Source organism: Rhodococcus sp. WWJCD1 (assembly GCF_002258735.1).
Taxonomy (GTDB): Bacteria; Actinomycetota; Actinomycetes; order Mycobacteriales; family Mycobacteriaceae; genus Rhodococcoides.
Map to the genome: position 1 here is coordinate 77959 of NZ_NOXY01000020.1, position 17470 is coordinate 95428.

Consider the following 17470-nt stretch of genomic DNA (forward strand, 5'->3'; position numbering starts at 1 on the left):
GCCCGAGCACGTGCGAGCGAGTCGTTCGCGCGACACGCCGCGTGGGCTCAGGGAAAGGTTGCCTCCGGCCGCATACGGTTGATTCGTGTTGGAACCGAGCGGGCCTTTGCCTCCCGAAATCTATTGGCGACGCCGCGCGCTCGCCATCGGTGCGGCCGTTGTCGTCCTCGGATTGATCGTGTGGTTCATCGCTTCGCTCAGCGGCGGTTCCGACGACACCGAGGCCGCACCGGCCGGTGTCGTGTCGGCACCGGCATCGACCTCGGCTCTGCCGTCACCCAGTTCGTCCGCCACCGAAGGTGATTCCGGCGGCTCGGGTGGCTCCGGCGGCGGTTCCGGTGGATCGGGCGGATCAGGTGGAGGCACCGACTCTGCAGCCGGCGGTGGAGCAGCAGTGACAACCAGCGGTGCACCGGCTCCGGTGATCGCCAATCAGTGCCCGGACCAGTCACTCGCAATCAAGGTGACGCCGGAGAAGGCCACCTACCGTCTGGGTGAAGAGCCCGTGTTCACCGTGGTCATCACCAACATCGGCTCCGCCGAATGTCAGCGTGACGTCGGTGCCGGTCTGCAGCAGGCGCTGGTCTACACCCTCGACAATCAGCGCATCTGGTCCAACGTCGACTGCTTCCCCAACGCCGCGTCCGATCTGCGTACCTTCAAGCCCGGCGAGCAGGCCGGATTCACGGTCAAGTGGTCGGGTACCAACTCCGTCCCCGGTTGCGGTGAAGAGCGCATCCCGGTGGGTGTCGGTGCATACCAGGCGATCGCGCAGCTCGGCGAGCTCAAGAGTGTGCCGGAGCCGTTCAACATCACCGGCTGAGTACGGTCGAATCTCATGACCACTTCGACAGCCCTCGCCCGTGCCGCCTACAAGACTCTCGAACCCTTTCACGTCACCGCCTACTTCAATCCCGAGTTGGGGACGGCCTACGAGGACACCGGACTCGACGGTCATGCCTGGTACGTCGGTGCACGGGCCGCGCCGATGGGTCCGTGCGCGCCGAGTGTCGTTGCGGCTGCGTTCTACAACTTCAACCCGGTGCTGATCGAGCGCGCGTGGCCTGCCGCTGTGGCCGTCGGTCTGGATGCGGTGTCCGACCGTCGGTGGGCACTGCTCGATTCCGTTCTCGGCACCGCTCTCGGCTCCTTGGCCGACGACCCGGCGCTCGCCACGTTGGCGGGCCGTCTGGGCGATATCGGTGACACCGCCTCGTTCGCCGGTCGGCCGCTCTCGGCAGCGTGGCATTCCACCGAACGACCCGACGTGCCGCATCTTGCCCTCTGGCATTCGATCACCGTTCTGCGTGAATGGCGCGGCGACGGCCACCTCGCCGCCTTGATCGACGCAGAACTCGACCCGACGGAAGCGGCCGTGTTCCACGAGGCCGTCCGCCCGACTCCGCAGCCCGGCCGCCGAGCACTCGGCAAGCGCATCACGCAGCTGACGAGGCAGTGGTCCGAGAGCGAATGGGACTCGGCCGCAGAACGACTCGCCACCCGCGGACTACTGACCACCTCGGCCGACGGCGAGACTTTGACCGACAACGGCACCGCTCTCGATCAGCACATCGAAGACCGCACCGACGCGATGGCGTCGGCGGTGTGGAACAACGTCCCGGACGCGGAGCAGTTGATCACGAGCGCACGGCCGTATGTGAAGGCCGTGATCGACGCCGGTTTCCTGCCGGGGACGAAGAAGAAGGCGTCCTAGTCGTACGGACCCGAGATCGAGGCCTCCGCCAGCCTGGAGAGGCCTTCCCTGATGTGTCGAGCCCACAGTCCACCGATTCCGTCGACCGATTGCAGATCGGCAGCAGTGGCGGCGAGCAGCCCCTGCAGCGTGCCGAAGGCACCGACGAGTCGATGAATCTGGCTGAACTGCAACCGCGGAACGCGCGTCAGTACCCGATACCCGCGAGGACTCATCGGGGTGTCGAGGGCTTCGATGGTTGCGGGGTAGCCGAAGGCGCGGGCAAGAGTTGTCAGATCCAGCAGATCGACGTCGGTCAGCTTGTCGAGGGCGGCGAGTGCCTTCTCCACCCCGGTGGTGCTCGACGGCTCGTTGCCGGCCAGGTAGTCGCGCACCACCAGTTGGCGATCGACGTCGTTGTCGCCCAACAACTCTTCGAGCTGCAGGGCGAGCTGGCGGCCGTCGGTGCCGAGTTCGAGGACGTTCTGTTCGATCTCCACCGACACTCGCCGCACCATCTCGAGCCGCTGCGCGACGGTCAGGGCGTCGCGCAGGGTCACGAAGTCCTCGATCTCGACGACCGAGAGCTGGCGAGTGTTCTCGTCGAGCCGGGCCTTGTATCGCTCGAGGGTCGCGACGGCCTGATTGGCGCGAGAGAGGATGGTGGCCGAGCCCTCGACGACGTGTCTGATGCCGCCGATGTACACGCTGACGATGCTCATCGACTGGCTCACGGAGACAACGGGATAGCCGGTCTGCATGGCGGTGCGCTCGGCGGCACGGTGTCGAGTACCGGATTCGACCGTGGGAATCTTGTGGTCGGGTACCAGCTGGACATTGGACCGAACGATGCGTTTGCCGTCGGTCGAAAGCACCACTGCGCCATCCATTTTCGACAACTCACGAAGCCTGGTCGGGGCGAACTCGACATCGAGCTCGAAGCCTCCGTCGCAGATCGCTTCGACTTCTTCGTCGTAGCCGAGGACGATCAACCCGCCGGTGCGGCCGCGCAGAATTCGCTCCAGGCCGTCACGCAGGGCGGTCCCCGGTGCGAGCCGAGCAATGGTCTCGCGCAACGCTGGGGACGGCGTGGTGCCCTCCATGGCCAACCCCCTCGTGTTCGTATCGGCGTCGTGCTGCGGATCTACTCGTGCGAACACAGAGTACTGCGCTGCTACATGCGGGCAGCCCGACAAAGAATACTGCCCGGTGTCATACGGGGCGCATACGCGTATAGGTCAACGCCTCGCCGACGTTGGTCACCGTCTTAACCTTGATGCCGTCGGGAATGGGGCCTGCGTCCTCGGGGACGATCGCGTAATTGAAGCCCAGTCGTGCAGCTTCGGCGAGTCGGCGGCCCAACCCGGCCACGCGTCGCACCTCGCCGGCCAGGCCCACTTCGCCCAGAATCACCATTCCCGCAGGGAGAGGTTGATCGCGCACGGCCGAGGCGACTGCCGCCGCGAGAGCGAGGTCAGCGGACGGTTCGCTGGTGCGCATGCCGCCGACGGTGGCCGCGTAGACCTCGGCCTTGGAGACCTTGACCCCGCACCGGCGTTCGAGGACGGCCAGGATCATCGCCACTCGAGCATGATCGAGTCCGCTGACCGCACGCCGGGGCGACGGCATCGCGGTGTCGACTATCAGTGCCTGCAACTCCGCCAGCAGCGGCCGCTTGCCGTCCATGGTGACCGTGACGGCCGTACCGGGCACGGCGTCGCTTCGATGATGCAGAAACAACCCGGACGGATCGCTGATGCCGACGATGCCGGTCTCTCGCAACTCGAAGCACCCCACCTCGTCGGAGGCCCCGAACCGATTCTTGACGCCCCGGATCATCCGCAGCGTTGAGTGCTTGTCACCCTCGAAGTTGAGCACCACGTCGACCAGATGCTCCAGCGACCGCGGACCTGCCACCGCGCCGTCCTTGGTGACATGTCCGACGAGCAGCACCGCCACCCCGGTGGTCTTGGCCAGGGTGGTCAGGGCACTGGTGATGGCGCGAACCTGCGTGACTCCGCCGATGACGCCGTCGACGTCGGCGGCGAGCATCGTCTGTACCGAATCGACGATCAACAGGCTGGGCTTGACCTGTTCCACATGGCCGAACACCGTGGCCAGATCGGATTCCGCGGCGAGGAAGACTCGCTCGTGTACCGCGCCGGTGCGGTCCGCGCGCAACCGAACCTGGCCGGCTGATTCCTCGCCCGTGACGTACAGCGCGCGGCGATCCGGTGCCGAGCGGGCCCACCGATGCACGACCTCGAGCAGCAGGGTCGATTTTCCGACTCCGGGCTCACCCGCGAGCAGAACGACCGAACCGGGCACCAAACCGCCGCCCAGTACGCGGTCGAACTCGTCGATCCCGGTGGTGTTGGCCTGAGACGTGGCACTGCTGATGGTCGTCAGAGCAGCTGCGGGCGTGGTCGGGATCATCGCCCCGCCGCCGGAACGCAGTGCCGATGCGCCTGCGCGGGAGGTCAGGGGAGCGGCGGTGGCCTGGACCTCGTCCATCGATCCCCAGTTGCCGCATTCGGGACAGCGCCCGACCCATTTCGAGACCGAGTGATGGCATGCGGAGCACCTGTAACTCGATTTCAGTTTGACCACGCACGGAGCCTAACGATCGGCACCGACAGGGTCGAGGTGGTGGTTACTCGCCTTCGCTGTGCTCGGACACTGCCTCTTCGGAGCGCTCGAGCTCGTGGCCTGCATCGACCGGAACGTTGACGACGACCTCGCCTGCGTTCGCGAACTCGAACGTGACCGGAAGGGTCAGGCCCGGACGTACGTTCTCGCTGATGTCGGCCATCTCGACCTTGATCAACTGGATCGGCAGAAGGGGATCGTCGAGCTGAACGTCGGCGGGCGAACCTGCACCGAGCGCGGTGAGTGGAGCGATCTCGTTGCTTCCCGATTCCGCCTCGTCGACGATGGTGATCTGCGCCTCGGGGGATGAGATGCCGGTCAGTTCGTCGGCCTCGGCGGGGTTGGAGTTGATGGCGGTGAAGCCGAGCTCGACGGTGCCGCCGGGCTCGATGCTGTACTCCTGCGAATCGGGGTACACCACGTGGACGTTGCGCAGCTGAATTGCCCCGACGTCGGCGGAGTTGCCGTTGACAGCGGCGACCTGGGTGGCAGTCTGGGAAATCTGGCCTGCGCCGCACGCCGTGAGGGCGAGTGCGCCACCGGCGAGAAGAGCGAGAGTGGCGGCCACTTTGCGATGGCGGCCAAGCGGTGTCGCAGCGTCGATTGCAGTCACTTCGGTCGTCCTCCATGTGGTGCCGGGCCGGCTCGGTCCATCTCGTCCACTAGGCAGAGTAGTAGTTCTCGTCCACCGACCGCCCGTGGGGTCTGCCAGCGGCCCGATGACGCCAGGTGGGGGTGCCTGTCAGGAGAAGAACATGCAGAACGGCCCGCGTGAAAATGTGGCCCCGGATACACGTCGATCCGTCTGTGTCAACCCCTGATTCGGCATCGCTATGCCCCTGACCTGCACCGTTGATATCGGACGTGGTATTCTGGGTAAATCGAAAGGGGCACTTGTCACATGATTTTCAAGGTCGGAGACACCGTCGTTTACCCCCATCACGGAGCGGCGCTGATCGAAGCGATAGAGACACGCACCATCAAGGGTGAACCGAGAGAGTATCTGGTTCTCAAGGTCGCGCAAGGCGACCTCACCGTTCGAGTCCCCGCGGACAACGCGGAGTACGTGGGCGTTCGCGACGTCGTCGGGCAAGAAGGTCTCGACAAAGTCTTCCAGGTGCTGCGCGCACCGCACACCGAAGAGCCCACCAACTGGTCTCGCCGCTACAAGGCGAACCTGGAGAAGCTGGCCTCCGGTGACGTGAACAAGGTAGCCGAGGTCGTCCGCGATCTCTGGCGACGCGAACAGGATCGTGGACTGTCGGCAGGCGAGAAGCGCATGCTCGCCAAGGCACGTCAGATTCTGGTCGGCGAGTTGGCACTGGCCGAAGGAACCGACCAGGCCAAGGCCGACACCATGCTCGACGAAGTTCTCGCCACAGCTTCGTAGTGTGAACAGCTTCGTAGAGTGAACGGTGCTGCCGGCGACGTAGTCGCGCTGGTACCCGCTGCAGGCAAAGGCCTTCGGCTCGGACACGACGAGCCGAAGGCATTCGTCTGTCTGGGTACCGACTCTCTTCTGACGCGGTCCGTCGACGGACTTCGGGCTTCGGGTGCCGTCGATCGCATCGTCGTCGTAGTCCCCGCGGATCTTCTCGACGTGGCTCGCAGCCACGTGGGTGCCGATGTCCTCGTCGTAGCGGGTGGCGTCGAGCGCACCGATTCCGTGCGAGCCGGTCTCGCTGCCGTCGGTGACGCGTCCATCGTGTTGGTCCACGACGCCGCGCGTGCCCTCACTCCACCGACGCTGATCGCCCGCGTCGTGGCCGAGGTGCGCGCCGGCCGCCGCGCCGTGATTCCGGTTCTTTCGGTCGTCGACACCATCAAGTCGGTCGACCTCATGGGCGCGGTGGTCGGCACACCCGATCGCGCGAGTCTGCGAGCGGTACAGACACCACAGGGCTTCGACGCCGACGTCCTGCGTCGTGCGTACGACGCGGCCACCGACGTCTCCACCGACGACGCGGGTTTGGTCGAGCGCATCGGCGAAACGGTGCACACCATCGTCGGCGACGCCCTCGCATTCAAGATCACCACACCACACGATCTGTTACTGGCACAGGCCCTGCTGTGAGAGGCGCGCTATGAGAGTCGGCATCGGCACCGACGTGCATCCGATCGCTCCCGGCCGACCCTGCTGGCTGGCCGGGTTGCTGTTCGAGGACGCGGACGGACTCGAGGGACATTCCGATGGTGACGTCGCCTCCCACGCTCTGTGCGACGCGTTGCTGTCCGCAGCAGGTCTCGGCGACCTCGGCTCGGTCTTCGGCACCGGCCGTCCGGAATGGGACGGGGTCAGCGGAGCTGCCATGTTGACCGAGGTCAAGCGGCTGCTCGACGCGGACGGATTCGCGATCGGCAACGCTGCGGTACAGATCATCGGCAACAGGCCCAAGATCGGACCGCGTCGCGTCGAGGCGCAGGAAGTTCTTTCGCGCGTGCTCGGTGCACCGGTATCGGTGTCTGCGACCACCACCGACGGGCTCGGCCTGACCGGTCGCGGTGAAGGAATTGCCGCCATCGCGACCGCACTTGTCATGACGGGGTAAAACCACCGGTAGCATTGCTGGTCGTGACCCTTCGCCTACACGACACCGAGACGAGGGCCTTGCGGGAATTCACCCCCTTGGTCCCTGGCCATGCATCGGTGTACCTGTGTGGGGCGACGGTGCAGGGTGAACCCCACATCGGTCATGTGCGCAGTGGCGTCGCGTTCGACGTGTTGCGGCGGTGGTTGCTGGCGCACGATTACGACGTCGCCTTCGTCCGCAACGTCACCGATATCGACGACAAGATCCTCAACAAGGCACGCGATGCAGGCCGTCCGTGGTGGGAGTGGGCCGCGACCTACGAGCGGTCCTTCACCTGGGCGTACGACCGACTCGGGGTACTTCCGCCGTCGGCCGAGCCGCGCGCCACCGGGCACATCACCCAGATGGTCCAGATGATCGAGCGCCTGATCGAACGCGGCCACGCTTACGCCGACGAGTGCGGCGACGTCTACTTCGACGTGCAGAGCTTCCCGAGTTACGGCGCGCTGTCCGGCCACAAGCTCGACGACGTGCACCAGGGCGAGAGCGTCGCCGAGGGCAAGCGTGATCCCCGCGATTTCACGCTGTGGAAGGGTGCCAAGCCCGGCGAGCCGTCATGGCCGACGCCGTGGGGCCCGGGTCGCCCGGGTTGGCACCTCGAATGCTCGGCAATGGCGGAGACATACCTCGGCGCGGATTTCGACATCCACTGCGGCGGGCTCGATCTGGTGTTCCCGCATCACGAGAACGAGCGCGCGCAGTCGATGGCGGCCGGAGACGGATTCTCGCGGTACTGGCTGCACAACGGGTGGGTGACGATGGGCGGCGAGAAGATGTCGAAGTCTCTCGGTAACGTTCTCTCGGTACCCAATGTGCTCAAAAAGGTTCGGCCGCAAGAGCTTCGGTTCTACCTCGGTGGCGCACACTACCGGTCGATGCTCGAGTACTCCGACACCGCGCTCGAGACCGCGGCCGTGACGTATCGGGGCATCGAGGGGTTCGTCCGGCGAGCCGTCGAGCGCGCCGGTGAGGTACCGATGGGCAAGTGGACCACAGGATTTGCCGCGGCACTCGACGACGACCTCGGGGTTCCCAAGGCGTTGGCCGAGATTCACGCCACCGTCACGTTGGGTAACACCGCGCTCGAATCCGGTGACCTACCGGCCGCGGTGGAGCACGCAGGCAGTGTGCGGGCGATGCTGGACATCCTGGGCGTCGACCCGCTCGATCCGCACTGGGCCAGCGACAGTGGTTCCGATGCAGCCGCTCTCGGTGCGCTCGGCGTATTGGTCGAGGCCGAGCTGGAGCGTCGAGCAACGGCGAAGGCGACCAAGGACTGGGCCGCCGCAGACGAGATACGCGATCGATTGGCCGAGGCCGGAGTCGACGTGACAGATACACCCAACGGGCCCGAATGGTCGTTGGGTACGAGCAAGACCGACGAAGCAGGTTTGTGATGGCAGGCAATTCGAGTAGGCGCGGCGCAATCCGCAAGGACGGCACCAAGAAGGGGCAGGTCGCCGGTTCCGGAGGCAAGCGTCGTAAGGGCCTCGAAGGACGAGGTGCGACGCCTCCCGCCTCCGAGCGCACCAAGCATCCCGCGGCGCGCCGGGCGAAGCTCGCCGAGAAGTCCGCGCAGAACCGCGGCGGCACCACCGGTGGCCGCGCAGGCAGCAGGCCGGCAGGACGTAAGGCCGAAGACGGCCCCGAGGTGGTACTCGGTCGCAACCCCGTCGTCGAGTGCCTGCGCGCAGGTGTGCCCGCGACGGCCCTGTGGGTTGCTGTCGGGACCGACAGCGACGACCGGCTCAAGGAAGCCGTCCAGCGAGCGGGCGACGCGCGCATCTCCATCCTCGAGGTGCCACGCTCCGATCTGGACAAGCTCAGCGCCAACGGACTGCACCAGGGCCTTGCGCTGCAGGTACCGCCGTACCGTTATGCGCATCCCGACGACTTGATCTCGAACGCGCGCACGCACCAGGAACCTGCGCTGCTCGTTGCGCTCGACAACATCACCGATCCACGCAACCTGGGCGCAGTGGTGCGTTCGGTGGCGGCGTTCGGTGGCCACGGCGTCGTGATCCCGCAGCGGCGTAGCGCGAGTGTGTCCGCAGTGGCCTGGCGCACCAGCGCCGGCGCTGCTGCTCGGCTGCCCATCGCGCGCGCGGTCAATCTGACTCGCACCCTGAAGGATTGGCAGTCCAAGGGCGTCACGGTCGTCGGCCTCGATGCCGGCGGCGACACCGAACTCGACACCTTCGACGGCAAGGGTCCGGTCGTCATCGTCGTCGGATCCGAGGGCAAGGGCCTCTCGCGTCTGGTCAGCGAGACCTGCGATCACATCCTGTCGATCCCGATGGCGGGGCCGGTGGAATCGCTCAACGCCTCCGTCGCGGCAGGCGTCGTATTGGCCGACATCGCCCGGCAACGCCGCGGGTAGACCTAGGTTCTGATGCGGGCGGCGGTGTCGTGCATCGCCGGGACGACGGTGTCGATCATGTCCGTCGGGGTGTAGTTCCTCGCGTGCAGTGACGTGTTCAGTGCTGCCACGACGGTGCCGTTGCTGTTGCGCAAAGGTACTGCCGCAGCGCGCATTCCGACGTCCAGTTCGTCGACGACCTCCGACCATCCGGCGCTGCGTACCCGAGTGATCTCGGCGCGCAGTGCGTCTCGATCGACGAGCGTGCGCGGGGTCAGGGCTTCGATGGGGGCGTCGGCGAAGTATCGTTCGAGCTCGCTCTCGGCGAGGGCTGCGAGCAGCACTCGACCCGAAGACGTTGCGTGCGCCGGGAATCGAGTGCCCAACGTGATGACGACCCGCAACATGCGAGACGACGGAACGCGCGCGACGTAGACGATGTCGAATCCGTCGAGGATGGCCACCGAAGTAGTCTCGCCCAATTGTCTTGCGAGCGCTTCGATGTGGGGTTCGGCCAGGCGGGGAAGGTCCATTCCCGACAGGAACGAGAAGCCCAGATTCATCACTCGCGGGGTGAGGGTGAACTGACGGCCGTCCTGGCGGACGAATCCCAATTCTGCGAGCGTCAGTAGCAGTCGGCGAGCCGTTGCTCGGGTGACTCCGACGGCCTCGGCGACCTCGGTGAGCGTGCGGGCCGGATGTGCGTCGTCGAAGCACTGCAGCACGCTCAGGCCGCGTTCGAGTGACTGCACGAACCAGGCGGGGCGTTGGTCGTCGGGGGCGATCTCGGCCGTCATGGTTCGAGTCTGCCTCATCGCCCTGTTCGCGCTGCATCACACCGCTCCGTGCTTGTGGTGTTGACCACAAAGCCTGCCTCTGGTTACAGTTGTGCGAATAACAAACAACTGTGCGCGATGCGCACAAAACCGAAGGGCCGACAAGTGAACGTTGACGTCGCAGTCGCGGACGGATCCAGAGCACGGAAAGCTGCCATCGGCAGCTTCGTCGGTGCCGTGGTCGAGTGGTACGACTTCCTGCTGTACGGCATCATCGCCGCGCTGGTGTTCAACTCCCAGTTCTTCCCGAGCGTCTCGCCCGCGGTCGGCGTGATGGCGGCGTTCGCCACCTTCGGTGTCGGCTTCCTCTTCCGGCCCCTCGGCGGCATCTTCTTCGGCCACTTCGGTGACCGCCTCGGACGCAAGCGCATGCTGATCTGGACGATGCTGCTGATGGGCGTCGCAACCGCGTTGATCGGCCTGGTTCCCAACTTCGAGTCGATCGGTTGGTTCGCGCCGCTGCTGCTGGTGCTGTTGCGCGCCATCCAGGGCTTCGCAGTCGGCGGTGAATGGGGTGGTGCATCCCTGATGGCTGTCGAGAGCGCGCCGGCGAAGAAGAAGGCGTTCTACAGCAGTGGCGTTCAGGTCGGCTACTCCGTCGGTCTCATCCTCGCCACCGGCGCGGTCACCATCATGAGCAACCTGCTCAGCGACGACGCATTCACCAGCTGGGGCTGGCGCGTACCGTTCCTGGCCAGCGCCGTCCTCGTACTGTTCGGCCTGTGGATCCGGTCCGGTGTCGAGGAGTCGCCCGTGTTCGAGCAGGCGGTCGAGGAGAGCGGCGAGAAGAAGAAGCTGCCGGTCATCCAGGCGATCACCGAGCACCCCGGCTCGTTCCTCAAGATCATCGCGCTGCGTATGGCAGAGCTGTTCACCATGTACATCGTCACCACGTTCGCGCTGAGCTACACCGTCAACGAACTCGGCTACGAGCGTCAGTTCATGCTCAACGTCGCGCTGCTCGTCGGCGGCATCGGCATCCTGAGCATCCCGACCTACGCGGCGATCGCCGACCGCTTCGGCCGCAAGCCGATCTTCGTCACCGGTGCCGTCGTCGGCGCACTGGCAGCCGTCCCCTTCTTCCTGTCCCTGCAGGCCGCCTCGGTGGTCGCCATCGTGATCCTCGCCGTCATCCTGGTCAACGTCTCGCACGACATGGTGGTCTCGGTGCAGCAGCCCCTGTTCACCGAGATGTTCGGCCCCGAACTTCGCTACAGCGGAGCCGGTGTGGGCTATCAGGTCGCCAGCGCGATCGCCGGTGGCTTCACCCCGTTCATCGCAGCGGCGCTGGTCAGCTGGAACGACGGCTCGTGGCACTACGTCGCGGCGTACCTGGCTCTGGGATGCGTCATCTCGGCTGTGGTCGCAGCACTGATGAAGAACATGGGCTCCTCGGATGTCACCTCCATCTCCGATCAGGCCGCCCCTGCAGCAGAAGCCGTTGTTGCAGAGCGTGTCTCGAAGTCGGTATGAGCTCACTGACTCTGGTCGGTTCGCACGCGTCCACCGCGATGTCGCCTGCGCTGTGGACGCGTGCGTTCGAGATCGCCGAGGTGTCGTCCAGCTACGACGCCTGGGAGGTCGCCGATGTTGCCGACCTACCCGACGTCGAGAGTGCCCTCCGCGGCGGGCGTACCGATGCTGCGAATGTGACGATGCCCTGGAAGCATTGGGCTGCAACGGTTGCCGACGAGGCGCATCCGGATGTGACGGTCTCCGGAGTGGCGAATCTGCTGTTCCTGCGTTCGGGTGCGCTGTTTGCCATGAACACCGACATCGCGGCAGTACGAGCGGCAACCTCGGGACGTACCTTCGGCTCCGCTCTGCTGCTCGGAGCCGGTGGCGCCGCGCACGCCGCCGCCTTCGCGCTACAGGGCCGCATCGACAGGCTGGTGATCTCGGACGTCGACCGGAGCTCGGCGGCCGGGCTCGTCGCCGAGCTCGACGGGTACAACGGGTCGGCCTCGGTTGTCGACTGGTCGGATCGGGCAGTGGATCTGGACTCCTACGACCTGGTGATCAACGCGACGCCGATCGGCCGTGACGGCTCCGAGGACCAACTCGCTTGGGGATCAGGTGAACTGGCACCGTCGGCTACGGTGTACGACTTCGTGTACGCCGACACGCGCAATGCCGCCGAGGCCTATACCGCGGACCGCGGAATCGATCTGATCGATGGCTGGACGCACCTGTTCCACCAGGCCGACGCCATGGTTCGCCCGCTCGGACTACCCGAACGCATGTCCGATGCCCTGCGGCGCAGCATTCGGGAGATCTGCCCAGCTTCGGCCGGAATCAACCGATAGCGCGAAAGTGCACCCGACTGGCGGGGGTCAGCTGCGCGGCGGCGGACACATCGCCCGCGGTGACTACGGCGATCACCGGATAGCCGCCGGTGATCGGATGGTCGGCGAGAAACAGTACCGGCTGACCGGACGGCGGAACCTGTAGCGAACCGAGAACCATTCCTTCGCTGGACAATTCGTCGTCGATCGCGCGGGTCAAGGGTTCGGCACCGTCCAGCCTGATCCCGACGCGATCCGAATCCTGCGTCACGGTCCACGGCTGCTCGAGCAGTAGCGATCGAGCGCGCTCGGTGAACCAGTTCTCGCGCGGCCCGAAGCTGACACCAAGCGCGTCGGGTTGGGCGCGTGGTGGTGCGAAATCTGCAGCGGGCCAGGACGCCTTGTCGGTGCCGACAGGCAGCGCGGTGCCGGGGGTCAGGACGGCCGGGCCGATGCCCGACATCGTGTCTGTCGAGCGACTGCCCAGGACAACGGGCACGTCGATCCCGCCCCGTACGGCGAGGTAGCTGCGCAGACCCCAGGTCGGCGCGGACAGTTCCAGTTCCTGCCCCGCTCGTATCACCAGTGTCGAATACAGACCCTGCTCCGTGCCGTCGACGCGGCAGGTCACGTGCGCACCGGTGACGGCGACGAGAGCGTCGAACTCGGCCCGTAGCGTCAGTCCGCCGAAGGTCACTTCCAGTGTTGCGGCATCGGAAGTGTTGCCCACCAGGCGGTTTGCGGCATCGTGCGAGAGCAGGTCCGCTGCACCGGAGCGGCCGACACCGATCGACGCGTGCCCCGGGCGGCCACGATCCTGCACGGTGCACAGCGGTCCCGTCCGCAGCACGGTCAGGGCCCTCATGCTTGCTCGAATCGGACGGTGGTGCCGGGGCGTAGCAGTGCGGGTGGATCGCGGTCGAGGTTCCACAATTGTGCGTCCGTGCGCCCGATGAGCTGCCAGCCGCCGGGGGAGGAGCGTGGGTAGATGCCCGAGAACTCGCCCGCCAGCCCCACCGAACCAACCGGAACGCTGGTACGCGGCGACGTGCGCCGCGGGACGTGCAGTCGGGTGTCGGTGCCGACGAGGTAGCCGAACCCGGGGGCGAAACCGCCGAACGCGACTGTCCATGTCTGATCGAGATGTGCCGCAACGACTTCGGTGGTGGACAAGTCGGTCAGGCGGGCCACCTCGTCGAGATCTTCGCCGTCGTAGACCACCGGGATCGTGACGGTGTCGGATCCTGCTTCCGTCCCCTCGACGGTTGGCTGTACCGACGAGATCCACTGCAGCACGGGCCCCGGCGGTCCGTCGAACGTCACCAACACAGTGCGGGCGGCCGGAACCAGATCCACGACTGGAGGCGGCGGATCGGCCGCCAGCGCCCGGTAGTACGCCATCGTCTCGTCCAGCCCGTCGAATTCGACGAGTGTTGCACTCCTGCCGGCCGAGTGGATACGCATCAGACGAAGGCAGTGACGTCGATGTGGTTGGCCCGCAGCAGCTCCGAGACAGCGCCGGCCATTGCGACTGCGCCTGGGGAGTCGCCGTGCAAGCAGATCGAGTCGGCCCGGACGTCGATGCGCGAGCCGTCCACCGCTCGGACGGTGCCGTCGGTGACCATGGTCAACACTCGCTGGGCCACGGCGTCGGGGTCCGAGAGCACCGCGCCGGGCTCCGAGCGCGAGACGAGCGTGCCCTGCGGTGTGTAGGCGCGGTCTGCGAAAGCCTCTGCGACAGTGCGCAGTCCGGCCCGCTCGGCCTCCTCCAGGAAAACCGAACCGGGGAGCCCGAGGACCGGCAGGGTCGCGTCGTACGAGGTGACGGCGTCGACCACTGCCCGTGCCTGCTCACGGTGATGCACGATCGCGTTGTACAGCGCCCCATGCGGTTTGACGTAGGCAATGGCAGAGCCGGCTACCTGGGCCAGGGCATCGAGTGCGCCCATCTGGTAGATCACGTCGGCGGTGAGGTCGGCGGGGGAGACGTCGAGAAAGCGTCGGCCGAACCCGGCGAGGTCGTGGTAGCCGACCTGCGCTCCGATCCGCACGGCTGCTCGAGCTGCCGAACGGCACGTCCGCAACAGAGTGGTGGGATCACCGGCGTGAAAGCCGCACGCAACGTTGGCACTCGACACGACGGCGAGCATGGCGTCGTCGTCGCCGAGAGTCCATGCGCCGTAGCTTTCGCCGAGATCGGCGTTGAGATCGATGGCCGTCACGCTGCACATCCTAGGCGGCGACGAGCCGTCCGGAATTGGCCTTGCGCGTCGCACCCACAGCGCGGCAGAGGAGGTAGATGACGAACGAGATGGTCGTCACGAACGTCGAGACGGGAAGTCCGGGAGCGAGGGAGAGCAGGATGCCTCCGACGGCGGCGATTTCGGCGAACAGGATGGACAGCAGCGTCGCCTTGAGCGGACTGGCGGTGACCCGCGCAGCAGCCGCGGCGGGCGTGATGAGCAGCGAGAGCACCAGCAGGGCTCCGACTATCTGGACGCCCAGCGCACACGCCACGCCGACGAGAACGGCGAACACGACCGAGAGCGCGCGGACGGGGACGCCGCGGGCCAGCGCCACCTCGGGATCGGTACTGGCGAACAGCAGCGGCCGGTAGACCACCGCGAGCACGATCAACACCAACACCGCGCACACCAGCAGCAGCTGGATTCCGCTCTGCCCGACGCCGACGATCTGGCCGATGAGCAGCGAGAAGCTGGTGCCGGTTCGGCCCGGGTAGAGCCAGATGAACAGCACCGACAGGCCGAGCCCGAAGGACATGATGACGCCGATGACCGAGTCGCGGTCGCGGGCTTTGTTGCCGAGCAGTGCGAACATCACCGCCGCGACGACCGAACCGACGATGGCACCGAGACCGACGGTGATGCCGACGAGCAGGGCTGCGGATGCTCCGGTGAGCGAGAGTTCGCTGGATCCGTGCACCGCAAAAGCCCACTGCCGGCTGACGATCAACGGCCCGAGAGCGCCCGCGAGCAGCCCGAGAATTGCGGCCGCGATCAGCGCCTGCTGCACGAAGTCGTAGGTCAGCAGGTTGGCGGTGGTGTCGAAGTCGAGCATCTTCGAGAATGCCTCGAGAACCTTCTCGTTCATGCCTTGTCTTCTCTGTCGTGCGGCACGGGTGGATGGTGGGCGCCCGCCGAGCCGAGCGCATCGATCGAGTCGCCGGTCCCGACGACCACGAGTCGGCCGCGGACTTTCAGCACCTCGACCTCGGTGCCGTAGAGCTCGGACAACACCTCGGTGGTCATGACCTCCTCGGGAGTTCCGATGCGGAACCGGCCGTCGACGATGTAGACGATGCGGTCGACGAGCGGGAGGATCGGGTTGATCTCGTGAGTGACGAACAGGACGGCTGTCTCGTGCTCACGCCGTCGACGATCGATGAGGCTCGAGACCAGTGACTGGTTGGCGAGGTCCAGGCTGAGCAGGGGCTCGTCGCACAACAGGACCGAGGGGTCCCCGACGAGTGCCTGGGCAATGCGCAGTCGCTGCTGCTCCCCGCCCGACATCGAGCCGACCGGTGCACCCGCGAAGGAGTTGGCGTCGACCTGATCGATCGCTCGCTGCACCGTTTCCTTGCGCTGTCGCATGCCGCGCAATCCCATGCCCCATTTGTGGCCGTCCCAACCCAGGCCGACGAGATCGCGTCCGCGTAGCGGCAGATCGTCGTCGATGTTGCGTTGCTGGGGGACGTAGCCGACTCCCGACTGGCCGCGATGGACGGGATTGCCGTCGATCGCGGCCGTGCCGGACGTGAGCTGATTCTGGCCGAGCAACACCTTGAGCAGCGACGTCTTACCCGACCCGTTGGGGCCCAGAACGGCAACGAACTCGCCCTTTTCGACCGTCAGGTCCAGGTTCTGCCACAGCGTGCGCTCGCCGAACGCCAGTCCGGCATCGCGCAGTTCTACAGCAGGCATGTACTACAGCTTTCCATCACGCCGGTTCGACTCAGGAGGCGGTGGTGAGAGCGGCCCGAAGATCCGTCGCAGCCTTGGTCTGCCACTCGATGTACGTCATGCCTGCGGGCAGTGTTTCGGTGACCTCGACGACAGGGATGCCGGCGGCCTCGCTGGTGGAGCGAATGTCCTGGGTGACGGCATCCTCGGTCTGAATGTTGTAGACCAACGCGCGAACGGACTTGGAGGTGAACAGATCTCGCGTCGCGGCGATGGAGGCGGGCGACGGATCGTTGCCTTCCTCGATGGAGTCCTTGAAGTCCTCGGGGGTGCGATCGTCGAGTCCCGACTCCTCGATCAGGTAGTGCGCGATCGGTTCGGTCTGTGCCACAGGCGCATTCGGGAAATCGGCGGCAATCTGCGCGGTCACGTCGGTGATGGCGTGGACCTGCTCGTGGAACGCCTGGGCGTTGGCGGTGTACTGCGCGGCGTTGTCGGGATCGAGCTGACCGAGCTTGTCGGCGATCTCCTCGGCGGTGTGCGCTGCCACCTCGGCGTTGTACCAAACGTGTTCGTTGACCTCGCTGTGTGAATGACCGTCGTCCGTCGTCGGTTCGGCAGTTGCATCGGAGGTGGGCTCGGAGGTGTGATCGTGGCTGTCGTCGAGCAGGGTGTAGGCGTCGACCGACGGCACATCCTTGCCCTCGGAGCCGAGGATGTCCTCGATGAACTGGTCGTAGCCACCGCCGTTGTAGACCACGAGCGACGACTCGGAGACGGCAGCCGCGTCGGCCGGGCTCGCCTCGTAGGAATGCGGGTCCGCGGAGGGATCGGAGATGATCGACGTCACTGTCGCGAGGTCACCGGCAACCGCTTCGGCGACGCTTCCCCAGACGTTGGTGGACGCGACGATCGTGATCGGCCCGTCGACGGGGGTGGCGGGGGCGGACTCGGTGCTCGCGGGATCGCTGGAGCTGCATGCGCTCAAAGTGAGGGCTGCGGCGCAGCTCAGGCCCAGTGCGGCCATGAGCTTGGTCCTGGACGCGCGATGGATGGACGACATCGATGTACTCCTGATGGGCAATGCTTGACGCTAATGGAAACCGTTACCGTTGTACTCTAGCGCTCGTCGGGGCT

At 66.1% G+C, this 17470-nt stretch carries 19 protein-coding genes; 9 read left to right on the forward strand and 10 right to left on the reverse strand.

The annotated features are described in order from the left end of the window. The first annotated feature begins 85 nt into the window (after positions 1-85). Together CH286_RS12580 and CH286_RS12585 are read left to right on the forward strand one after the other, a co-directional pair. Positions 86-823 carry a hypothetical protein gene (locus CH286_RS12580; RefSeq protein ID WP_032401496.1) on the forward strand — a complete coding sequence of 246 codons (738 nt, stop codon included), beginning with the start codon at positions 86-88 and terminating at the stop codon, positions 821-823. A 15-nt stretch (positions 824-838) separates the two neighbouring features. After that, positions 839-1714, forward strand: coding sequence for an SCO6745 family protein (locus tag CH286_RS12585; RefSeq protein WP_032401497.1), 876 nt, complete (start codon positions 839-841; stop codon positions 1712-1714). On the opposite strand, the gene disA is transcribed toward CH286_RS12585, so the two are convergent. The 3 genes from disA to CH286_RS12600 form a co-directional block, all read right to left on the reverse strand. Next, positions 1711-2796 (reverse strand): DNA integrity scanning diadenylate cyclase DisA, encoded by a 1086-nt coding sequence (disA, locus tag CH286_RS12590; protein WP_032380142.1) that lies wholly within the window; start codon positions 2794-2796, stop codon positions 1711-1713. The genes CH286_RS12585 and disA overlap by 4 nt on opposite strands. Before the next feature lie 109 nt (positions 2797-2905). Then, positions 2906-4303 (reverse strand): DNA repair protein RadA, encoded by a 1398-nt coding sequence (gene radA, locus CH286_RS12595; protein ID WP_032401498.1) that lies wholly within the window; start codon positions 4301-4303, stop codon positions 2906-2908. 43 nt (positions 4304-4346) lie between these two features. Beyond that, positions 4347-4955 (reverse strand): hypothetical protein, encoded by a 609-nt coding sequence (locus CH286_RS12600; protein WP_032401499.1) that lies wholly within the window; start codon positions 4953-4955, stop codon positions 4347-4349. A 288-nt stretch (positions 4956-5243) separates the two neighbouring features. Between CH286_RS12600 and CH286_RS12605 the strand changes: the two genes are divergently transcribed. The 5 genes from CH286_RS12605 to rlmB are packed head-to-tail and all read left to right on the forward strand — an operon-like array spanning position 5244 to position 9313. Beyond that, complete coding sequence (locus CH286_RS12605) at positions 5244-5732, forward strand: CarD family transcriptional regulator (protein ID WP_027494344.1); 489 nt, start codon at positions 5244-5246, stop codon at positions 5730-5732. Positions 5733-5750: 18 nt separating this feature from the next. Next, the gene (gene ispD / locus CH286_RS12610; RefSeq protein WP_094609380.1) at positions 5751-6416 is read left to right on the forward strand and encodes a 2-C-methyl-D-erythritol 4-phosphate cytidylyltransferase; all 666 of its coding nucleotides are present in this window, start codon (positions 5751-5753) and stop codon (positions 6414-6416) included. 10 nt (positions 6417-6426) lie between these two features. Beyond that, positions 6427-6891, forward strand: coding sequence for a 2-C-methyl-D-erythritol 2,4-cyclodiphosphate synthase (gene ispF / locus CH286_RS12615; protein WP_032380146.1), 465 nt, complete (start codon positions 6427-6429; stop codon positions 6889-6891). Between the two features lie 23 nt (positions 6892-6914). Next, the gene (cysS, locus tag CH286_RS12620; protein WP_037149278.1) at positions 6915-8330 is read left to right on the forward strand and encodes a cysteine--tRNA ligase; all 1416 of its coding nucleotides are present in this window, start codon (positions 6915-6917) and stop codon (positions 8328-8330) included. Then, positions 8330-9313: a 23S rRNA (guanosine(2251)-2'-O)-methyltransferase RlmB gene (gene rlmB / locus CH286_RS12625; protein ID WP_032380147.1), complete on the forward strand. Its 984-nt coding sequence runs from the start codon at positions 8330-8332 to the stop codon at positions 9311-9313. Before cysS ends, rlmB begins: the two co-directional genes overlap by 1 nt. A 2-nt stretch (positions 9314-9315) precedes the next feature. On the opposite strand, the gene CH286_RS12630 is transcribed toward rlmB, so the two are convergent. Next, positions 9316-10089, reverse strand: a complete 774-nt coding sequence (locus tag CH286_RS12630; RefSeq protein WP_052058237.1) for an IclR family transcriptional regulator domain-containing protein — start codon at positions 10087-10089, stop codon at positions 9316-9318. 117 nt (positions 10090-10206) lie between these two features. Here CH286_RS12630 and shiA point away from each other — a divergent pair, with 117 nt between their 5' ends. Together shiA and CH286_RS12640 are read left to right on the forward strand one after the other, a co-directional pair. Further along, positions 10207-11601: a shikimate transporter gene (gene shiA / locus CH286_RS12635; protein WP_094609381.1), complete on the forward strand. Its 1395-nt coding sequence runs from the start codon at positions 10207-10209 to the stop codon at positions 11599-11601. Further along, on the forward strand, positions 11598-12434 hold the full coding sequence (locus tag CH286_RS12640; protein WP_176458223.1) for a shikimate dehydrogenase family protein: 837 nt from the start codon (positions 11598-11600) through the stop codon (positions 12432-12434). The genes shiA and CH286_RS12640 overlap by 4 nt, the downstream gene beginning before the upstream one ends. Here the strand turns inward: CH286_RS12640 and CH286_RS12645 are convergent. From CH286_RS12645 to CH286_RS12670, 6 genes are read right to left on the reverse strand one after another with little or no spacing between them, the layout of a single operon-like run. Further along, the gene (locus CH286_RS12645; RefSeq protein WP_094609382.1) at positions 12424-13278 is read right to left on the reverse strand and encodes a biotin-dependent carboxyltransferase family protein; all 855 of its coding nucleotides are present in this window, start codon (positions 13276-13278) and stop codon (positions 12424-12426) included. The two genes, CH286_RS12640 and CH286_RS12645, sit on opposite strands and share 11 nt — an antisense overlap. Then, on the reverse strand, positions 13275-13877 hold the full coding sequence (gene pxpB, locus CH286_RS12650; protein WP_094609383.1) for a 5-oxoprolinase subunit PxpB: 603 nt from the start codon (positions 13875-13877) through the stop codon (positions 13275-13277). Before pxpB ends, CH286_RS12645 begins: the two co-directional genes overlap by 4 nt. Beyond that, a complete protein-coding gene (locus CH286_RS12655; protein ID WP_094609597.1) occupies positions 13877-14635 on the reverse strand; it encodes a LamB/YcsF family protein in 759 nt (252 codons plus the stop codon). Before CH286_RS12655 ends, pxpB begins: the two co-directional genes overlap by 1 nt. A gap of 10 nt (positions 14636-14645) precedes the next feature. Further along, the gene (locus CH286_RS12660) at positions 14646-15524 is read right to left on the reverse strand and encodes a metal ABC transporter permease (protein ID WP_032401506.1); all 879 of its coding nucleotides are present in this window, start codon (positions 15522-15524) and stop codon (positions 14646-14648) included. Then, positions 15521-16354, reverse strand: coding sequence for a metal ABC transporter ATP-binding protein (locus CH286_RS12665; protein WP_032401507.1), 834 nt, complete (start codon positions 16352-16354; stop codon positions 15521-15523). The genes CH286_RS12660 and CH286_RS12665 overlap by 4 nt, the downstream gene beginning before the upstream one ends. A 31-nt stretch (positions 16355-16385) precedes the next feature. Then, complete coding sequence (locus CH286_RS12670) at positions 16386-17396, reverse strand: metal ABC transporter solute-binding protein, Zn/Mn family (protein WP_255182645.1); 1011 nt, start codon at positions 17394-17396, stop codon at positions 16386-16388. Between the last annotated feature and the right edge of the window lie 74 nt (positions 17397-17470).

What these genes read in the sequence shown, in the direction of transcription:
- CH286_RS12660 (WP_032401506.1), bottom strand. Translation starts at nt 15,524, where the DNA reads ATGAACGAGAAGGTTCTCGAGGCATTCTCGAAGATGCTCGACTTCGAC.
- ispF (WP_032380146.1), top strand. Translation starts at nt 6,427, where the DNA reads ATGAGAGTCGGCATCGGCACCGACGTGCATCCGATCGCTCCCGGCCGA.
- CH286_RS12665 (WP_032401507.1), bottom strand. Translation starts at nt 16,354, where the DNA reads ATGCCTGCTGTAGAACTGCGCGATGCCGGACTGGCGTTCGGCGAGCGC.
- shiA (WP_094609381.1), top strand. Translation starts at nt 10,207, where the DNA reads ATGCGCACAAAACCGAAGGGCCGACAAGTGAACGTTGACGTCGCAGTC.
- CH286_RS12670 (WP_255182645.1), bottom strand. Translation starts at nt 17,396, where the DNA reads ATGTCGTCCATCCATCGCGCGTCCAGGACCAAGCTCATGGCCGCACTG.
- disA (WP_032380142.1), bottom strand. Translation starts at nt 2,796, where the DNA reads ATGGAGGGCACCACGCCGTCCCCAGCGTTGCGCGAGACCATTGCTCGG.
- CH286_RS12585 (WP_032401497.1), top strand. Translation starts at nt 839, where the DNA reads ATGACCACTTCGACAGCCCTCGCCCGTGCCGCCTACAAGACTCTCGAA.
- rlmB (WP_032380147.1), top strand. Translation starts at nt 8,330, where the DNA reads ATGGCAGGCAATTCGAGTAGGCGCGGCGCAATCCGCAAGGACGGCACC.
- CH286_RS12605 (WP_027494344.1), top strand. Translation starts at nt 5,244, where the DNA reads ATGATTTTCAAGGTCGGAGACACCGTCGTTTACCCCCATCACGGAGCG.
- CH286_RS12640 (WP_176458223.1), top strand. Translation starts at nt 11,598, where the DNA reads ATGAGCTCACTGACTCTGGTCGGTTCGCACGCGTCCACCGCGATGTCG.
- pxpB (WP_094609383.1), bottom strand. Translation starts at nt 13,877, where the DNA reads ATGCGTATCCACTCGGCCGGCAGGAGTGCAACACTCGTCGAATTCGAC.
- CH286_RS12630 (WP_052058237.1), bottom strand. Translation starts at nt 10,089, where the DNA reads ATGACGGCCGAGATCGCCCCCGACGACCAACGCCCCGCCTGGTTCGTG.
- CH286_RS12645 (WP_094609382.1), bottom strand. Translation starts at nt 13,278, where the DNA reads ATGAGGGCCCTGACCGTGCTGCGGACGGGACCGCTGTGCACCGTGCAG.